The 19,028-nt window shown below is 65.2% G+C and carries 17 protein-coding genes and 1 tRNA gene; 5 read left to right on the top strand and 13 right to left on the bottom strand.

Annotation, left to right across the window (positions count from 1 at the left end):
* Positions 1-123: 123 nt before the first annotated feature.
* The 7 genes from WDA27_10590 to WDA27_10560 form a co-directional block, all read right to left on the bottom strand.
* Positions 124-858, bottom strand: coding sequence for a hypothetical protein (locus WDA27_10590; GenBank protein MFA5891374.1), 735 nt, complete (start codon positions 856-858; stop codon positions 124-126).
* Entirely contained in the window at positions 840-1,709 is an 870-nt protein-coding gene (locus tag WDA27_10585) for a hypothetical protein (GenBank protein MFA5891373.1), read from the bottom strand. The genes WDA27_10590 and WDA27_10585 overlap by 19 nt, the downstream gene beginning before the upstream one ends.
* A gap of 218 nt (positions 1,710-1,927) precedes the next feature.
* Positions 1,928-2,001, bottom strand: a tRNA-Met gene (locus WDA27_10580).
* Between the two features lie 46 nt (positions 2,002-2,047).
* On the bottom strand, positions 2,048-4,864 hold the full coding sequence (locus tag WDA27_10575) for a UPF0182 family protein (GenBank protein MFA5891372.1): 2,817 nt from the start codon (positions 4,862-4,864) through the stop codon (positions 2,048-2,050).
* A gap of 50 nt (positions 4,865-4,914) precedes the next feature.
* Positions 4,915-6,141, bottom strand: coding sequence for a hypothetical protein (locus tag WDA27_10570; GenBank protein ID MFA5891371.1), 1,227 nt, complete (start codon positions 6,139-6,141; stop codon positions 4,915-4,917).
* Positions 6,138-8,963 (bottom strand): ATP-binding protein, encoded by a 2,826-nt coding sequence (locus tag WDA27_10565; GenBank protein ID MFA5891370.1) that lies wholly within the window; start codon positions 8,961-8,963, stop codon positions 6,138-6,140. Before WDA27_10565 ends, WDA27_10570 begins: the two co-directional genes overlap by 4 nt.
* A 112-nt stretch (positions 8,964-9,075) precedes the next feature.
* On the bottom strand, positions 9,076-10,152 hold the full coding sequence (locus tag WDA27_10560; protein MFA5891369.1) for a PDZ domain-containing protein: 1,077 nt from the start codon (positions 10,150-10,152) through the stop codon (positions 9,076-9,078).
* A gap of 76 nt (positions 10,153-10,228) precedes the next feature.
* Here WDA27_10560 and WDA27_10555 point away from each other — a divergent pair, with 76 nt between their 5' ends.
* Positions 10,229-10,612: a hypothetical protein gene (locus tag WDA27_10555; GenBank protein MFA5891368.1), complete on the top strand. Its 384-nt coding sequence runs from the start codon at positions 10,229-10,231 to the stop codon at positions 10,610-10,612.
* On the opposite strand, the gene WDA27_10550 is transcribed toward WDA27_10555, so the two are convergent.
* Genes WDA27_10550 through WDA27_10540 form a run of 3 tightly spaced genes read right to left on the bottom strand, consistent with a single transcriptional unit; the run spans position 10,597 to position 13,099 of the window.
* Complete coding sequence (locus tag WDA27_10550; GenBank protein MFA5891367.1) at positions 10,597-11,877, bottom strand: S8 family serine peptidase; 1,281 nt, start codon at positions 11,875-11,877, stop codon at positions 10,597-10,599. The two genes, WDA27_10555 and WDA27_10550, sit on opposite strands and share 16 nt — an antisense overlap.
* Positions 11,878-11,909: 32 nt before the next feature.
* Positions 11,910-12,911, bottom strand: coding sequence for a rod shape-determining protein (locus WDA27_10545; protein ID MFA5891366.1), 1,002 nt, complete (start codon positions 12,909-12,911; stop codon positions 11,910-11,912).
* 14 nt (positions 12,912-12,925) lie between these two features.
* Positions 12,926-13,099, bottom strand: coding sequence for a hypothetical protein (locus WDA27_10540; protein MFA5891365.1), 174 nt, complete (start codon positions 13,097-13,099; stop codon positions 12,926-12,928).
* Positions 13,100-13,137: 38 nt separating this feature from the next.
* Between WDA27_10540 and WDA27_10535 the strand changes: the two genes are divergently transcribed.
* A complete protein-coding gene (locus WDA27_10535) occupies positions 13,138-14,241 on the top strand; it encodes an AsnC family transcriptional regulator (protein MFA5891364.1) in 1,104 nt (367 codons plus the stop codon).
* A gap of 1 nt (position 14,242) precedes the next feature.
* Here the strand turns inward: WDA27_10535 and WDA27_10530 are convergent, their stop codons facing one another.
* The gene (locus WDA27_10530) at positions 14,243-15,289 is read right to left on the bottom strand and encodes an SDR family oxidoreductase (GenBank protein ID MFA5891363.1); all 1,047 of its coding nucleotides are present in this window, start codon (positions 15,287-15,289) and stop codon (positions 14,243-14,245) included.
* A gap of 77 nt (positions 15,290-15,366) precedes the next feature.
* Between WDA27_10530 and WDA27_10525 the strand changes: the two genes are divergently transcribed.
* Both WDA27_10525 and WDA27_10520 read left to right on the top strand, forming a co-directional pair.
* Positions 15,367-16,524, top strand: coding sequence for a zinc-dependent metalloprotease (locus tag WDA27_10525; protein MFA5891362.1), 1,158 nt, complete (start codon positions 15,367-15,369; stop codon positions 16,522-16,524).
* Positions 16,521-17,213 carry a hypothetical protein gene (locus WDA27_10520; GenBank protein ID MFA5891361.1) on the top strand — a complete coding sequence of 231 codons (693 nt, stop codon included), beginning with the start codon at positions 16,521-16,523 and terminating at the stop codon, positions 17,211-17,213. Before WDA27_10525 ends, WDA27_10520 begins: the two co-directional genes overlap by 4 nt.
* Here WDA27_10520 and WDA27_10515 read toward each other — a convergent pair.
* The gene (locus tag WDA27_10515; GenBank protein MFA5891360.1) at positions 17,210-17,689 is read right to left on the bottom strand and encodes a hypothetical protein; all 480 of its coding nucleotides are present in this window, start codon (positions 17,687-17,689) and stop codon (positions 17,210-17,212) included. The genes WDA27_10520 and WDA27_10515 overlap by 4 nt on opposite strands.
* 36 nt (positions 17,690-17,725) lie before the next feature.
* On the opposite strand from WDA27_10515, the gene WDA27_10510 reads away from it, so the two are divergent.
* Positions 17,726-18,484, top strand: coding sequence for a maleylpyruvate isomerase family mycothiol-dependent enzyme (locus tag WDA27_10510; GenBank protein ID MFA5891359.1), 759 nt, complete (start codon positions 17,726-17,728; stop codon positions 18,482-18,484).
* 6 nt (positions 18,485-18,490) lie between these two features.
* Here WDA27_10510 and WDA27_10505 read toward each other — a convergent pair.
* The coding region (locus WDA27_10505; protein MFA5891358.1) for a M48 family metallopeptidase at positions 18,491-19,028 on the bottom strand (538 nt) is incomplete at its 5' end.

Raw genomic sequence — 19,028 nt, 5'->3', positions numbered from 1 at the left:
CGGCTCCCTCCATCGAAGTCGTACTCGTCACGCATTTTTCTCCGTCAGACCTATGACAGGTTGCGTCCCGCCGGGATTCCTTGGTTCTTGGGGTCGAGCATCGCCTTTAACATCTCCACCCACCTACGTCCGAAGAAGTCGAACGAGTTCAGCGACCGCGACCGCGCCTTCGGGGTACGGCTCGCCACCCGCAACGCGCGCTTGTGCAGCCAGCGCGCTGAATCCGACGCCCTGAAGCCGGGTTGCCAAGAGGGCTCGCCTCTCCGGTGGAGTCCGTGCGACGTCTTCGGCCAGCGCCGTAGGTCCATACGCCTCAAGCAGTGCGAGCGCATCGAGGCCGTCGCTTGCCTTCTTCCTCGGCTCCCGATACTCAAGGTAAAGGCAGCCGAGCTTCGAGGCGAACAAGGCACCGGCACGTGGAAGCAAGATGACCGTGGAGACTCCTTCGGCGTCGAGGGTCACAAGCTCGACACGGTGCGCCAGAAGATCGGCGAACGGGGGGACCATCATCTGGAGACCGTCCACGTCGCGCACGAGGCCGGGCTCGGCCTTGAGCGCCTCGTCAACATCATCGGCAAGAAGATCGACGATCAACGGGAATCCGCTCAGTCGCGCGGCATGCTGCGGATCATCCTGCATAGCGTTGATCGCGGCCAATGCTGCCCTCGCGGGTCGCATCCCCCGGCGAAGCGCCACGTCGATGTCCTCGGTCGGCCTCGCCATTCTGTTCACGAGCGCGAGACGGCAATGAACAGCCCAGCCTCCCGCCAACATCACCGGCGTGCCGACGGCGCGGCTCAGGGACGCCAGGACGTCAACAATCACACGCGGCACAGTGATCAAACGTGAATCGGCCATGGCACGAGGTCCCGGTTTCGAAGAACTTCCCTGCCGCGCGCGTCACGCGCGAGTTCGAGTGCACAGATTAGTCCCGGGGCCAGTCCATTCGTGAGCGGCAGAGGCTGAATGACCGCTTCCCATTGCGCCATCCGCGACGTTGAGGGAGTGGAGTTGGTCTGCACAATCAGCGAACGCAATCGATCGCGGGTCGGAACATAGGCACGGGGCAGGGCCGGAACCACCAGCCCAAGCTTCTCGTAGGCGGGACCGCCCCCAATCACCGCGTCGCCTTTCCCGGTGGGCGCTCGCCCGGAGAAGAACACGCTCGGTTTCGGCCAGTGTTCGGCGAGCGCCGCGAACAGAAACTCGACGCGCGGTCGGAAACGCCTCTCGTCCACATCCACGAAGCCTTGATCCTCCAGTGCGCCGACAACGCGCGAAACGAAACTCTCGGATACCGACGAGGCGGTCGCAAGATCGCGGACGGTCCAATCTCGTTCGGGGTGCAGAAGCAGCGAGACGCAAACCCGCCGTCCTCCGGTGCTGAACGGGTTCCGTGTTCGATCGGGATCGCTCAGCGCACGCGGCGGGCGCACGTCGACGTACAAGCCCGGGCCAACGAGGAAGACGATCCCCTGCGCCGTAACGAAGGATGATCTCGCCTCCCGAAGCACAGCCAGGGTGTGCGGATCCGCGTGCTCGGCAAAGAGCACCGTTTGGGATTGAGTCCCGTCGACACCATCAGCGTCGGTCACGATGCGATACCGCGCAGATGGACCGCCGGGAAGCAGCACTTCGATCTCGCCCTTGCGTTCGGTCAGCTTGGCGCCGGGCAGGGCACGCTCGAGGACGTCTCTGATGGGACTCACGGCTTCCAGTGTGCCATATGCCAAGGGTGGCATGCCACTGTCGGCATATGGCACACTCCTCGACAAGCCCATTGCAGCGCCCTTCGATGGTTGGCCTGGATTGCCTCGCTGCTAATCAGGCCCGGAAACTGCCGTCTTCCGCGCCGAGCACTGCTTCCTGGCTGCCTGAGCCACCGGCAAAGAGAAAACCCAGGCCGTTTGACCTGGGTCTCCTTGAGTAGCGGGGGTAGGATTTGAACCTACGACCTCTGGGTTATGAGCCCAGCGAGCTACCGAACTGCTCCACCCCGCGTCGCGGAGTGTCATGCTACCAGGCGGGTTCGATGCTCGCTAGATCCTCAACTCGGGCTCGGGGACGGACTCGGCGCGGGCGCCGCGCCGGCACGTTCCGCAGCCTTCCCGAGCGCGCGCCTGGAAGCCTCTCGCTCGCGGCCGTAGCACGCAAAGTCCCCCTGCTTCAGACATGCTTCAGCGCGCGCGTCGGCGGCGATCGCATCCGTCAACAACTCGACCAGCGTCTGCGTCGTGACCCCGGGGACAACCTCCTCGGCCTGGGCGCCGAAGATCGCCGCCAGCGCCTCAGCAAGCGTGCCTCCCATGCGCACCTTCTGTCCGGCCACGGCGACGACACGCTTCAACTCCGGAAGCGTGCTCCCTTGACCCTGCAGGAAGATCGGCTGCACGTACAGCAGGGACTCCCCCAGCGGTACCACGAGAAGGTTTCCGTAAATGACGCGCGAGTTCTGCTGGTTCCACAACGTAACCTGCCCACTGACGGCAGGATCCTGGTTGATGCGGGCTTGGATCTGCTCCGGACCGAAGATCGAGTCCGAGCGGGAAAACGCGTAGGTCACAAGCCTGCCGTAGCTCTCTGGGTCCCCATGAGCCACCATGTAAGCGGTCATGTTCGCCCGGCCGACCGGCGTGAACGGCCGCACGAGAACGAAGTCCACCTTTTTCTCACCGGGCAGCCGCATCAGCACGTAGTACGGAGGCACCGGCGAGTTGATCCCGGCAACGCTGCCGCTGGGAACGTTCAAGCTCTGCGTCGGGTCGTTGGCAACCAACCACGCGTCTTCCTTCTGATAAAAACTGTCCGCGTCGGTCACGTGGTAGTTCGCGTAGCGATCCGACTGCAGCATGAACAGCGCTTCGGGGTACCGCACGTGTTTGAGCGCATCTCCCGACAATGCCGACTTCGGCTTCAACAGGTCGGGGAACACCTTCATCCACGACGCCAGGATCGGGTCTTTCTCGTCCCACGCGTACCCGTCGATGTTCCCGTTCTTGGCGTCGATGATGAACTTCACCGAGTTGCGAATGTAGTTCCCGGAGCCGTACACGCCGCCGTTCGTGACGGAGGTAAAGCTGATCCGCTGCGAGTACGGATACATGCTCGTCATCGTGTAAGCGTCGAGCATCCATACTAGGCGGCCGTTTACGATCGCGATGTAGGGGTCGGAATCCACGCGCAAGAACGGCGCGACGCGCTGTACGCGCGACACGATGTTCCGACGGAAGATCAAGCGCGACTTCGAGTTGACCGCGCTGCTGATGAGCAAGTTCACGTCTTTGAACCGCCACGCGAAAGCTGCCCGCTTGACAACCCCGCCGATAGGGATTCCGCCGGTACCGTCATAACTGGTCTGGGCGTACTTCTCTTCCCCCTGCGGATAATCCAACTCAGGCTGATTCGAGTTGACGATCACGAACGGCACGTCTTGGTTCTCGCCGAAGTAGATCTGCGACTGCGTCACCTTGGGGCCGCCGTCGGACGACGCCGGGGGGATGTTCTTCAGAATGAAGTCGGGCTCGCCTTCGCCTTGCACGCGGTCGACGCGACTGGCCACAACCCCGTACCCGTGGGTGTAGAACATGTGGTCGTTGAGCCAGGTCCGGGCCTCCGTGGACAGACCCCTCAAGGAGATCTCGCGCGCGGCGAGCATCACTTGTCGCCGGCCGCCGTCGAACTGATAGCGGTCGACATCGACGTTGAGGAACTCGTAGTACGGCTTGATTCGTTGCAAGCTGACGTACGAGTTCACCAGAACGTTCGGCTCCCACAAGCGGATGTTCTCGATCGTGGACTTGTTGTCACGGATGTCGGTCGCCTTGAGCGGCGCCGTGGCGCGGAACGGCACAACGTCAACGTTCTCGAGCCCGTACGCCAATCGCGTGGCGTCGATGTTGCGCTGGATGAACTCCTTCTCAAACTTGCGCTCGTTCGGCGTCACCCGAAGGCGTTGAACTGCCGTCGGGTAAGCCCCGCCGGCCAAGATCGAGGTGAGCGCAAGCAGGCCGATTCCGGCAGTCGGCAGCAGCCAGTTCTTCAAGCGCGCGTTCATGAAGAAGAACACAGCGCAAACGACGGCAATGACCACAAGAAGCTTCAGGGCCGGCAACTGCGCGTTGACGTCGGTGTAGGACGCCCCGGTCACCTGTCCGCGCGGCGAGTACAGCAAGTTGAACTGGTCGAGGCGATATCCCCAAGCCTTCAGCAGCACGATCAGTCCGAGCAGGACCGATAGATGCGCTCGCACTTCCGGCGAAACCCGCTCCCCCTTGGCCTGAGGGCGAATGCCGCCCATGAAGTAGTGAGCCAGACCCACCACCACAGTCAGCAGAACCAGCGTGGAGAAGCCCCAGCCGAACAAGAACTGATGAAACGGAAGGCGGAATACGTAGAAGCCGATGTCGCGGCCGAAGACAGGGTCAACCGCGCCGCCGAACTTCGTGGCGTGACTGAACAGCAGATACTCGCGCCACTCGACGCTGGCACCGGTGCCGGCGAACAGACCGAGAACAACTGCAACGCCGATCACAAGCCACTTCGTGTACGGCTGCAGCGAGGTGCGGTATCGCTCAAGCACCTGATCCGGAAGCGAGAAGTACCGCGCGGGACGCGTGATCTTCTGGACGATCCACAGGTTGAACAGCAGCACCAAGGCGAACGCGACACCGAAGGCCGCCCCAAGGCCCAGGCGCGTAAGGATCCCGGTCGTGAACACGTTCGTGAAACCGACCTCTCGGAACCACAAGACGTCGGTGTAGAAGTTCGCAACCCCGCCCAGCAGCAGCAAGGCGACGGCGACGGCGACGGCGATCAGGGCAAGTGGGCGGGGACGCGATCGCCCGCGAGAAGTGGCAAGTTTCATCGGCCGGGGAGCCTATCACTCACCCGTTGGCCGCGGGCCGAGGCCGGAACTCAGCAGCGACCGAGCAAGGAGTCGACGGCGCCGCACGTAGGACTCGGACTGGGGCTCGGCGACGGGCTCGGCGACGGGCTCGGACTCGGGGACGGGCTTGGACTGGGGCTGGGCGACGCAGTCGGCTTCGGTGACGTTGTCGGTCGCGACGACGTTGTCGGTCGTGGGCTAACCCGCCGGGTCGGAGTCGGACTCGGACTCGGGGGATTCAACACGCTGGTCCCAGACCCGGGACGGACCTCGCCGGTGCGCAATCCCACGCCTCGGACGACGGCACTCAACAAATCCGCAGAGGGAACCCCGTACTCGCGGGCAAGCAGCCCCCAGGACGCCCCTTGATTAAGCAACGCGACGAGTCGCGGAAACACCTGCGCCGGGGACCGGGCATCATTGCGTTGAACCAACAGTGAAAAGACGACGCCGATCAGCACGTCGGCGGAATCAAGTTGGCTGAGATACGGGGTCGCAAAACTCAGAGTGCCCAACTGGGCGTCGAGGGCGATCGGATCAAACTCGGCGATACCTAGCGCGCGCGCGCCGAATTCTCCCTCGTACCCCGCGGCTTGCGCCCTTAGTTCACGGTCCAGATCGATCACGCTTCCCAGGATGCGGGCGTCCCAGGGGTCCTCCGGATGAACGGTCAGGGGTGTCGGAACCCGCGGCAGGACCCGGCTGGCAACCGTTCCCTCGCGCAGGCTGGGAACCGCAAGGTCGCCGGTTGCTGAAGCGAGCGTCGCCGCACCCTCGTACACGCCGACACGCAGCGACAGTCGCCGGTCGACACGGAACACACCACCCGAGGCGCTGGCCTCCATCCCCTGGGATTCGGCTGCAATCGGCGCGCCGGGATCGCTTGTAACAAGTGCGTCCCCGGTCACGATGCTTACCAACGACGGCGATTGCACGCGGATCTCAGCTATCCCCTGGTACGGACGCAACTCGAGACTGCTCTTGTCGCCTCGAGCAAGAAGCACAAACGGTGCCGAATCGGACGCACACGTGCGGTCGGCTTCCGGGGAGCAGATGCGCAGGACCGACCCTGCCTCCACAGTCATCTCTTCGGTGACCACACGCCAGTCGCCGCTCTCCGCCGCGCGCACCTGCCACCCGCCGGCAACTTTGCCGACCGTGAACACGCGCGCGTCTGAACCCGACCCGCGCCCGATGCACGACGTCGAAAGCAGCGCTAGCAGCGCCAACGGAACAACACGACCGACCCGTCTCATTTCTTGCCACCCCTGGGGGTTGTTTCGGCAACCGGCAGCACAATACTGAAGGAACTTCCTTGCCCAAGTGCGCTGACGACCTCAACTTCCCCACCGTGCGCCGTCGCGATGCGCTTGACGTAGGCCAGCCCCAAGCCGAGCCCCCCGAAGTTCCGGGTCTCAGACCCGTCCAACTGACGGAAGTCCCGGAACATCTCGGGCAGGTTCTCGGGATCGATCCCGATCCCGTGATCGCGAATCGTGATGCGAATCTTTGCCGTCTTACGACTGCGAGTGTCGTTCTTACATGACTCGGCGCTGATCTCGATCCGCCCGCCCTTGGGTGAGAACTTCACGGCGTTGTCGACCAGTTCGTCGAGCGACCGATCGAGCAGCCGCAAGTCCCCTCGGATGGGCGGCAGCCCGATGCCGCCCTTTCGGACGAACTTGTGCTGACCGTCGCGGCCTCGCCAGCGGGACGCAACCCCGTCCAGCAGCGAGCGAACCGACACCGGCTCGGCCCGCGGCTTTAGGCGACCGGCCTCCATCGCGGCGAAGTCCACGAGGATCTCTACGATGCGCTCAAGGCGCTCAGTCGACTCCAGAATCCCCTCAAGGAAGCTCATGGCCTTTTCGCGAGGGAAGTCCTTGCGACTCAAGATCTCCGCATAGCCCTTGATCGGAGTTAGGGGTGTACGCAGCTCGTGGGAGACGTTGGAGAGGAACTCGCTCTTCATGCGCTCTGCTTCGCGCTCGCGGCTGACGTTGCGTACGACCACGACACGGCCGGTCTCGAAACCAGCCGCGTCCAGCAGCGGCGCGGCAGTCATCGCAACGTCGACCGACAGGCCCTCCCCACCACCGCGCACCTTGCCCTCGGCCGCGCCGGCTTGGATCGCAGCGTCGACCAGAGGGCTACCCGAGTTGGTCGTGCCGTGGACTACATCGCCGATGCGCTTGCCGAGCACGCGGTCGGCCCGGCGGCCGAACATCCGCTCGGCCGCACGGTTGAACGTGACGATGTGGCCGGCGGCGTCGGTGGCGATGAGCCCGTCCCCCATCGATTGCACAACCGCCTCCAGCCGGCCGCGCAAGCCGGCTTCAGTTTCCGCCGCAGTGCGCAACTCACCGGTCGTGCGCCCGAGTTCTGAAGCCATCTCATTGAAGGCAGTTCCGAGCGTCCCAACTTCGTCGACCGAAACGACGCGCGCGCGCGCGTCCAGATTCCCCGAACGGAGTTCTCGCGCCGCTGCAGTGAGCGACCGGATCGGCCCTGTGACGCGTCCGCCCGACAGCCACGCCAGCAGCGCGGCGAGCATGACCGCCAACAGCGTGACGCGAAACAGCACTCGCGTCGCATCGCGTTGCGCCGCCATCAACACCGAGGACTCCTGCGACAGCACCATCAGCCCGATGGTCTGACCGTCCGCGCTGGACACCGGCACAAACGCCGATTCGTACACCCGCCCGTCCACCGCCAGCGAGTGCGCAAACGCGACGCCGTTCTCCCGCGCCACCCGCAGTGGACCCGCAAAGACATTGATCGCAGGCTGCACTTCCGCGACCTCGCCGAGCGTCGTGCCCGTCACTCGGTCGCCCACCATCAGCGTGACTTCAGCTCCGGTGTCCCGCTTCACTCCGCGAAGGTAAGCGACATCGATTCGAGTCCCGATCGCTACGGCACCAACGACACGTGACCCGCGCCGCGACGGATAAGCCGCGACCACAACTATCTGGGACTGCTCGGATCCCTCGGGCGTAGCGAACGTCACCGGGACGGAACTGGCGCTCGGACGCCCACCAAGCGCTTCGGAGACCGGACCGGTGCCCGCGAGCGCGATCTCCTCGGTCTTGGGCAGTCGCAACTCATGAGTCCCCTGCACGCAGGGCGGAAGACGCAGCGTCGGGTCCTGCAGCGCAGTGTTTCCGGCTGAGCCGATCACCTTGTGCTTGGCGTCCACCAGCACCAGGAAGTCGGCATTGGGCGGCAAGATCGGCAGGGCCTGGACGGCCCCGTCGCATCCGTCTCCACTTACAAACACGTCGGTGAATGCGGCGCTCGACGCGAAAGTCCCGGTAGTACTGCGCGCGCTGTCGCCGAGATCGAGCAACGCGGTAACCCGGCCGTGCCCGGCCGCGGCAAGACGCTTTTGCTCGTCGGCCTTGAGGGTGTTTCCGATTACAACGTTCAGGGTCGCGCTGACTACGAGGACCCCGACGGTCAACACAATCACGAATGTCGCGACAAACCGCATTCGGACGCTGCGCGCGATCGAACTCCACAGCCACCTGGCGAGCAGCAACGCTCCCAGCAGTCGAGCGATGTGCGCACCCAGGATCCATGCCCCGTCCGCCGGGGTGGACAACGCCGTTGCTCCTTCCGCCGCCGCGAAGGCAAGGAAGGCGCCGGCAAATGCGAACGTCACGGGGTCCTGGTCGACGCGATGCGCCCGGATTCCACGCAACGCCGTTGCCAAAGCACCCAGTCCCGGCAAGAACGCCAAGGATGCTTGCGGACCCGCGAAGAACAGAGCGGGAGCAGATGCCGCCGCAGGAGTGAATGCAGGCAGGACCGCGGCGGCGGGACGAGAGAACAGGGCGAGGAGAAGGAACCCCGCGGCACGCAGCGCGAGAACGGTGCGATCGGCGTCGGCCTGCAGGATCAGTGCGCCGTGCAAGTACTGCGCGACCGCCAGAGACAGAAAGCCCAAGGCTTGCCCGACAGCCCACAACCCTGCCCCGTGACGGCGCGCGCGAACAGCGTCGAGCGCAGCGCCGATTGCGACGACGATGACCAGGAACTCGACGGCAAAGTGGAAGGGAACTGCAAGCGTGCCTTCCATGACCTGCGGAGTATATCGGCGAAAAAGACCTAGTTTTGTCTACGGCATAACATTTGGTCAGGAATGATCACGCATCTAGACACAAGTGACTACGCCTCAGCGCTAGGGATCCTCAGGAAGAGGCGGCAGAAAGCCCGCGAAGAGTCGCAAGTGCCTCATCCAGTGTGTGTACGCCGTAGACCTTCAAGGACTTCGGCGCCGCCCTGCGCGCCTGCTCGACCTCCTCACTTGGAACCAGGAAAACATCCGCCCCGGCTCGAAGAGCCGAGCGGACCTTCTCCTCGACGGCTCCGATCGGTCCGACCACCGCCGTCCCGTCCTCGGACAGAAAGATGGTTCCCGTCACCGCAACCACATGACCGCGCGTGAGGTCCTCGACCGTAAATGCATCTGCGATCGACAAGGCGAACACAAGGCCACCCGAGGGTCCCCCAATGCTCCGGGTGTCGATATCGACGTCGTAGGGGAATCGATAGGGAGTGTCCAGCGTCACCCCGATTGTCGGGGCATCGTCTCCGGACGAACCGCGAACAGTCGAAACGACGAACTCCTTCCGCGCGGTCCCCCTGCGCACCCCGACTCGGACGTCCGCACCGAGTTTGCGACGCTGGATCTCCTCGACCGCCTCCGATGGCGTGGCAACGTCGGCGTCGTCGATGGCCACGATGACGTCCCCCGGCTCGAGCTTGCCTTCAGCGGGCATGCCGACGACGACGGTCAAAACCTGCGCGCCCGGGATTCTCTCGATCTCCACGCCAATCGCGCGGAAAGCCGCCAGTTTCGCATCGATCTTGCTGCGCTCCATGTCCCGGAAGTTCATGATTTCTTGCTGCCGGTCGGTCACCCCGGCAGGTACCAGATCGTGCGCAGGTCTCACTCCGAGACTGGGATCGAGCCACACCCACACTGCTTCCCACGCACTCAGACGGCCTCCCGACACCGATGCGGTCGTCAACAGCAGTTGGCCGTCCGACGGATACGTCGTGGCTCCCCGCACTTCCAGCATCTCCAAGACGTTCGACGAAGGGCCGGGACCAAGGCTGTAGTACGGAACCCTAACAAAACTACCCACAGCGCCCGCGACCACGATCAGCACGACAAGCCGGAGCGCCCACCTAGGGAAGAGACTCGGACTCTGTGGTGCAACGGTCGAATCCGAACCCGACGTATCCTCAAGGGAATCGCTCATCAACATCCTCGCGCGAAAGAGAGGCTCATCGTGCCAGGATAGAGCATGACGTTGTCGTCGCGAACGTGAGGCACCGATGCTGTTTCTTATCGCCGTGATCCTTATTGTGCTGACTGCCGTCGTCGCTGTGTCCGACGCAACGGGACCCGACGCCGCCACACGGCACAGGCCGACCACAAACCACCTGAAAGACGAAACGCAAGACGGGTTCGAGGCTCGTCGCGTGTTCACCGAACCACCGGATGTGGTGATCGTGGGCTACGGCGCCCCGCACCTGCGGCCCGATCCGGACCGGCTGATTCAGACCGAAGTCATCGTCCGCGATCCCCCGATGGCGCGTCTGGCAGCGACGATCCGCCTTGGGCTCATCGTGTTCTTCTTCGGAGCCGTGTTCGGCTTCACCTTGATCGTGATCGGGATGGGACTGGGCCGCCTACTCCGTCGCTACGCCGGCGCCTGACGTCGCGCGCGCGCGCGGGAGCGCAACCTCCACAAGTGCCCCGCCGTCACCGCAGCCGCAAGGACCGTCGCGAGAACAGCAACTCCCTCACGCGGCACATGCGACATCGGTTTGGGCGTACCCATCGCCGAGGTCACCGGTGGAGGCGTCGGCGGCGGCGACCGCACGGGCGAAGGGCCTGCAACGCCGGCCGCGTTTCCAGCGGACCGAACGGAAGGCGGTGCCGCCGTCGAGGACGGACGCACCGCCGCAGGCGACGCGCGCACACCCAGCGCGCGGGCAGCGTCGATTCGGCCCGCACCCGTTTCGTCGTCCCATCCCGCCGGACCAAGATCACGCGCCGAACCCACAATCCGCGCAACGATCTGCTCGTTGGAGAGCCCTCGCGCGTCAAGTAATGCGGCGACACCGGACGCGAAGGCGACGGCCATCGACGTGCCGCACCCGGCCCCGTACACCGATTCGTCGGTCGAAGAGTTCCACCAGGTGCTCACGATTCCGTTGTGCTCGTCGCACGCGGCTCGAGATGGATCGGTCGCGCTCCCGCCTCCCGGTGCCACCACGTCCAGGCCGGGTCCGTAGTTCGAGTACGCCGCGCGCCTGCCGTCGCGCGCGACGGCGCCCACGACGATCACACCTGGGACTCGCGCGTCGTAAGCGGTTTCCGAACGCCCTCCGTCGTCGGAGTTCCCGGCAGCCACCAGCACGGTCGATCCGGCGGCAGCCGCGTCGCGGATCGCCCGGTCGACGGCCGGATCTCGAAACAAGTTTTCGGCTAATGCCGGGCTGCCCGGCTTGTCCTGCGCGAGCGAAAGGTTGATTACGCCGGCCCCGTGTTCGACCGCCCAGGCGATCCCTGCGGCGACGTCGTCGGAAGTTCCAGTTCCGTCGGGCCCCAGGACGCGCACAGGCAGAATCACCGCGTCCGGAGCGACCGAGGCGATCCCGATGCCGTTGCCGGTTGACGCGGCGATGATTCCCGCGATCAACGTCCCGTGTCCGTTGGCGTCTTGCGTCGTACCGTCGTCGTCGACGAAATCCTTACCGGCGAGGACCTGTCGCTGCAGGTCCGGGTGCGTGGAGTCCACTCCGGTATCGATTACGGCCACGACGGCACCCCCTCCGCGAGACACCTTCCAGGCCTGCTCTGCGCGCACCTGGACCATCCCCCACTGATATAGCCATGCAGGATCGTTCGGAGCGGCGCGCGCGGAGAGCGGCGCCAGCACGAGGCCGGCGGCAAGGGTCATCGCGGTCCATCGCATGCAAAGAGTGTAACGAGTGGCTTCGGAACGGTTCAGCCGAACAGGACGCCGTGTTCGCGCAACCGATCGAGAGACTCCAGCGCGCGCCCGGCCCCCAGGCACACCGTTTCCAGCGGCGTTTCGGTGACGTGCACCGAAATGTGGGTTTCCGCCGAGATCCGAGCATCGAGCCCGCGCAGCAATCCCCCGCCTCCCGTCAAGAACATCCCCCGCTCCAAGACGTCGTGAGCCAGCTCAGGCGGGCTCTCCGACAGCGCCTCACGGACTGCTTCCACGACCATGGCCACGTGCTCCTCAAGTGCTACGCGCATCTCGTCGGCACCGACCGTCACCGTCTTGGGCATGCCCGTCGCCAAGTCGCGCCCGCGAATCTCCGCCTTGGGATCAAGCGCTGTGGCGAAGGCCGAACCGATTTCCTTCTTGATGGCCTCCGCGGTCCGCTCGCCGATCGCCATTCCGTACTCGCGTCGCAGGAAACGCTGGATCGCATCGTCCAGGTCGAACCCTCCAACGCGAATCGCCCGCGACGCGACCACGCCCCCCATCGAGATGACCGCCACCTCAGTCGTGCCTCCGCCAACGTCAATCACACAGTTCCCCAACGGTTGGTCGACGGGAAGTCCGGCCCCGATTGCCGCGGCCATCGGTTCCTGGATGAGCACGACGCTGCGCGCGCCGGCCGACAGTGCCGCCTCTTCAACCGCACGGCGCTCGACGGAGGTGATGGCTGATGAAACGCAGATCAGCGCGCGCGGGTGCGTGAACCGCCCCACGCCGATGCGCTGGAATACGAGCTTGATCAGACGTTCTGTGACGTCGAAGTCGGTGATCGCCCCATGCCGCAACGGCCGAACCGCCACGATGTACCCGGGCGTGCGGCCGATCATCTGCCAGGCCTCGTCGCCCATCGCCAGAACCTGTCCCGTCCGCTCGTTCATGGCGATCACAGTGGGTTCGTTCAGCACGATCCCCTGTCCACGGACGTAGACGAGCGTGTTCGCGGTCCCCAGGTCGATAGCAACTTCACGCAACACGAAGCGCCCTCACGTCAGCGATCCCGCCGGCGCGTGCCCCCGGGAGACAGCGCACGCAACGCCACGTTGAAGTCGTCCACACTGCGAAGCGGCGACCGCCGCGGCACGCGCGCGCGCCACCACGCAACCGAACACAAGACCGTCGCGACGACGACCCCGAACAGCAGAAACGCGGATGCAGGTGGCATGATGGATATCTCCAGAAGACGCAGACGAGAATAGCCATTTGCGCACCACATCGGCAAAACCCGTTCCTGCTACCCTTGCCGACATGGTCACCGCGCCCAACCTAGACACCGTCGACGCGCGCCTGCTTAACGTCCTCCAGCGCGACTTCCCCCTGGTACGACGGCCTTTCTCCTCGATCGCGGCGGTGCTCCAGATCTCGGAGGAGGCAGTCCTGGAGCGCACGGCGCGATTGAAGGAGTCCGGCGTCCTTCGTCAGATTTCGATGATCTTTGACTCGCGCGCGCTGGGATACGACAGTTCCCTCGTCGCCTCGAGAGTTCCGGATATAGCGGTGGCGCGCGCCGTCGAGGCGATCAACGCGCACCCAGGCGTGTCTCATAACTACCGGCGCGAGCATGACTTCAACCTGTGGTGGACGATCGCGGTTCCCCCGGGCTCGGTCCTTAGCGACCACGTCGATGCGTTGCACGCCCTATCCGGCGCCGAGGTCACCCGATTGATGCCGACGATCCGAATGTTCAAGATCGGCGTCGACTTCGACATGACCGGCGCGCGCGAATCCGAACAGGGCGAGCGCGTCGCTCCGGCGCGCGCGCTCGATCTTCCGCCACTGGACGCAAAGGACATCGCGCTCGTGCGTGCCCTGCAGAACGACCTTCCCTTGGATGTCGAGCCCTTCGCCTCGGGGGCGCGCGCGGCCGGCGTCAACGATGAGGCTTTCCTTGAGTCGGCAAAACGCTTCTTGGAGCAGGGGCGCGCGCGCCGCTTCGCCGCAGTGCTGCATCACCGCCATGCCGGGTTTACGGCAAACGGCATGAGCGTGTGGCGGGTGCCGGAAGAACGGATCGAGGAGTGCGGCGAGATCATGTCCGGATTCGCCGCGGTCTCGCACTGCTACCAGCGGCCGACGTATCCCGACTGGCACTACAACCTTTTCGGGATGCTGCACGCCCGAAGCCGAGAAGAGTGCGAGCGCACTGCCGAGGCGATCGCCGACGCGATCGCCGTCGCCGATCACACTCTGCTGTTCTCGACCAAGGAGTACAAGAAAGTCCGCGTCCGGTACTTCGAAGACGACGTCGCAGCCTGGGAACACACGCACCTTGCCGACGCGCGCAGCTCCGCATCGCCGTCCGCCTGAGTCAGTTCGACGAACGCCGGGCGCGCCGCATTGCAAGCAGTGCCGCCGCCGCGCCAAGAGTTACCGCCGTACCCTTGGCTGCGGACTCCTTACGCACTCGCGCGCGCCCGATAGCCACCCACCGGCCGTGAACTTCCATCGCTTCGAGCAAGGCCTGTTTGTTGGAGAACTGCGGCGTCCATCCGGCGGCCCGCAACTTCGAGTTATCCACGACCCAGGGGTGCATGATGTAGTGCAACTCGCCCGGAGGAGACACGGTAAGTCCCGCCCTCCACAGGCGCTCTGCAATCGAAAACGCCACCGCTTCGGGCAACTCAACGCGCCGGCGGTGAGCGAGCGCGGCAACCTCGCTACCCGACAACCAGCCATCGGCCGCCAGGTTGTAGACACCGTCCAGACAAGTCTCCACCGCGAAAGCCAGCGCCGAAGCCACATCATCCTCGTGAACGAACTGCATAGGAGGGTTGTGCCCCTTGACCGTCAGCAGGCGCGGAGCCTCGAGCATGCGCGACACGAAGTTCTCCATGCCCGGGCCGAACACAACGGCCGAGCGGAACAGCGTGACGATGACCCCGGGGTGCTCCTGTCGGAAGAGCCGCACCAGATCCTCGGTTTCGAGCTTGTGTCGCGAGAACGCGAAATCCTCATTCGCGCGAAGGGGGGATTCCTCCGTCAGCGGGAAGTCGTTGTCGGGGTGCGCCCCGTATACCGTCGAACTCGACGGATAGACGATCTTGCTCACTCCCGCTTCCGACGCGGCCGCAAGCAGGTTGGCCGTCCCCTCCACGTTCACCGACCCCATGCGCTCCTCGTCGCGAATGGGGTCATGCTGGAACGCGAGGTGCACGACGGTCGATACTCCGGCCATCCGCTTGGACAAGCGAGCGTCCCGGACGTCGATCTGATGAAACTCAAGCTTTGGCGAACCCGTCACCGGTTCAGACACATCAACGCCGATCACCCGCTCGACCTGGCGATCAGCCTCCAGCCGCGACAGCAATCGCTGTCCCAGATATCCGGCAACCCCCGTGACGGCAACGACGCTCATCCAGTCCCCCCAACGGTTCGGGTCCTCATTCTACGCAGCCCGGCAGCGACAACGGCGATGGGACTAGGATGAAGGCGATGGACGATCCGTTCGACCTCCCTCCCGACGTGCTCCGGCGGGTTCCGCTGTTCGCCGAGTTATCGAAGGTACTGTCGTGGAGTGGAGGTCCGATCAACTGGGACCTGGCCCGCCAGGTCGGGGTGTCGATCGCGGCCGGAGAGAACCCGGCACCCGCCGTCGACGACGCCGACCATGCGGAAGTCGCCGAACATGTGCGTATCGCGGAGTTGTGGCTCGCCGAAACCGCCGGCATGCCTGAGGCCGGCCACTTGGTCACCGCGCGCGCCGCGACTCCGGCCGACTGGGCCGACCGCGCCCCCTCGATGTTCGGCGAGCTGATCGAGCCGATCTCGGCGAAGTTCTCAAACGCCATCACGTCCCAGATGCCCGGCGGAGCAGGTCCCGAAGCGGTGATCGCACAAACGATCGGACAAATGGCTCCGATGTTCATTGGAATCCAGGCCGGGACGATCATGGGCACACTCGCGCGCGAGGTCACCGGCGCGCACGAGTTGGGGATGCCGGTTTCAGACGACGGCCTGCTGATCGTGCTCGACACCGTTGACGCGATCGCGACCGAGTACCGGATCGATCGCAGGCTGGTGCGCCAGTGGGTCGCACTGCGCGCCGCGGCCCACCGCACGGCTTTCGAAGGTTTCCACTGGCTGCGTGCCCACTTCTTCGCCCAGTACCACGACTACGTCGCATCCTTGGACGTCGATCTGGCTCAAGGGATGGAGCAGTTGCGGGAACTGGATCTAAGCGATCCGGCGCGACTGCAGGAGGTCCTCGGCGAACGAGGCGGCCTATTCGCGGCACAGCCGTCGCCGCAGACCGCCGCTGCGGCTGCGCGCATAGACCGACTGCTGACACTGGTGGACGCGCACACAACAGCCGCATCCGAGGAGGCGGGAACCCGTACCGGCGACGCCGGACGCCTCGCTGAGGCATTCGCGCGCCGCGCTGCGACGGGCGGAGCCGGACGTGGGTTGCTGCGGGACTTCATCGGACTCGATGCACCCTCGAACCCCCGCGCTGCGGCGATCTTCGTGCGCGCCGTTCTGGCGCGCGGCGGGTGGCCGCGGCTGAACCGCATGTGGGACGACCCCGACGCGTTGCCGGCCGTCGAGGAGATCTCCGAACCGGAACTCTGGCTCCGAAGAGTCGCCGGATGATCGATCCGGACAAGCTCTTCGTCGGGGTCTCGTGCTCGATGCGCGCCCCCGCGCCACAGGCTCCCCATGTCGAAGTCGGGGCCGACTTCGTCGACCTGCCTTCGGCGACCGAGATCCGCCAAATCATTGGAGACCGGTCGGCGACCATGCTCGGCTGGCACGTGCTCACGCACCGGCGCAACGACCCCCGATACCGCACGATGACCGATCCTCCACCCGAGCATGCCGCGGTGGGCCACTTCGACAGGTCCCGCTGGACCGACGAGGCCTGGACGCACACCGACGCGCTCGCGCGCGCCCTAAGCGCGCAAGCAGTGGTGTTTCCGACGCCCACGTCGTTTCGATCTTCCGCCGAACACGCGATGCGCCTCGAGAACTTCGTTGCCCATGCGATGCGTCCCGGCTTAGCCCTGGCGTGGGAATGGGCACCGGGATCCTGGCCTGAGCAAAAGGCACTGGATCTGTGCCAACGCATCGGTGCGCTCCCGGTCACCGAACCTACTCAGAACGACATCCCTGAGAGCGAGTTCGTGTACCTGCGCTTCCGCGGAGGTCGATCGGGCCGCACCACGATCAAGGATGAGGACCTCAAGCGCGTCGCGCTGGCAGTGCGCGACCGCATCGGCTGGGTGATCTTCTCGAACTCCACAGGCGCCCAGGACTGCGGACGCCTGCTGGAGATGCTCTAGGTCCTTGACGGACCCGTCAGGCCGAATACCCATCGGGCCTCGCGGCCTTTCCATGTGGCGATGAGCGTGACCACGTACCGTCCCGGAGGAACATCGAGGGCGTAGGCCATGCTCGTTCCCGGGCGGAGTGACCCGCGCCCTACCACCTTCTTCCCGCGACGCACCTCCACGCGCGCGGCCGCCGGCGCGGAAGCAACTGCGAAGTAAACGAATCCGGCGGGGTCGCCCTTCAGATAACGCGATGGCCGCCTCGTACCCCGCGTGCAGTCATCCCCGACACACCACCGGGTCAAGACACCGACGACCGAATCCACTCCCGCGAACATCCGCGCCGGCGGCGCCTGCCGCGGAACCGACGCCCCCCGGCGAATCGCTGCGGTCGCGCTCGCGCTCGCGCCGCCGTCCGAGACGGCCTGCGAAGAACAAGCCACCGTGGCGGCAACAAGGATCAATGCGGAGAGAACTCGGCGAAACATGGCCGTACTTTACCCACCGAACGTATGCTGCCGGCCATGCGAGAAACCCTCACGTCACTGATCGGCGACCAACGAGCGAGTCTGCTCGCGCTTCTCGCGAACGTGACCGGCGACGACTGGTCTCGACCGACGGCATGCCCGGGGTGGACGGTCAAGGACGTCCTGGCACACCTGCTCGAAGGCGACCTGACACTCGGCCGCGTCTATCGCGGTGAGATCCGCGAGTCCGGGCCGATCGACGCCGAGGAGGGGGTCAAGAAGTGGCGACCGCTGCCGGGCGAAGCGGTGCGTGCGACGCTCTGGCATCACGGAACGGCCACACAGCGCGCGCTGGAGGCCCTCAGCGTCGACACGTGGCGCGCGCCGGTTCAAGTGTTCGGCTGCGCAACGATCGCGCAACTGGTGCGCTTGCAGCTGTTCGACCTTAGCGTGCACGGCCACGACCTCACCGACGCGCTGGATGCGGAGCCTCTGTGGAGCGCGTGCCTGCCGTTCCTGGTCGAGTTCTGCGTTCGGGCTGCTCCGTTCACGCTTCACCGCCTGCGGGTGCCGGCAAAGAGCGCGGTCGAGATCGCCGTGACGGGCGCCGAAGATCGCTGGGTCGTGGACGGCCGGGACGGCCGCTGGCAACTGGCGCGCGCCGGCGAGGCCCCCTCGCGGGTCACCCTCGCCGCCGAGGACCTAGTGCTGCTGGCGACGGGACGACGCTCTCTGGAAGCAGTACGACCATCGACCAAGATCGAAGGCGACTACGCAGCGGCAGAGAACCTCTTGAAGAACTGGCGCGTGGTCTGACGCGAGTCAGCCGTCGATGCCTTTAGCGATCAAGTAACCGCGCGCGCGCTCGGCGTGCGGATACCGATGCACCAGTTGCCAGAAGTAGGACGAGTGGTCGGGAGCGCGCAAGTGCGCGAGTTCGTGAACGATGACGTAGTCGCGAACCCAGTCGGGGAACTCGGCCAGCACGTGAGACAAGCGGATGGTGCCGTCGGCCGGAGTGCAGGACCCGTATCGATCCCGCTGGTTGGCTACGTAGCTAATGCGCTTCAGCGCCGGACGACCGTCGAAGTACCGCTGGTGCAACTCGCGGGCCCGGCGTTCGATGTCGGCCTTCTCGTTCAAACGGCTCACGTGCTCGCTTTGCTCGATACGCTCGACCATCACTCGCACCCACTTGCGAGTCTCGGCGCGCGTCAAAGTCGCCGGCAGGCGGACCACCACCTTGTTGCCCTCCTTCGTCGCCTCGATGGTCTTACTGCGACGAGGGCTGCGAACGACCTCGACCTTGAGCTTCAAATCAGACACCTTCCGGGATGCGGAGAGCGACACCCTCCGTTCA

It is taken from the genome of Actinomycetota bacterium (assembly GCA_041658565.1).
Lineage (GTDB): Bacteria > Actinomycetota > AC-67 > AC-67 > AC-67 > JBAZZY01.
The sequence above is the reverse complement of the archived record's forward strand: the minus strand, read 5'-3'. Positions and strand labels throughout refer to the sequence as shown.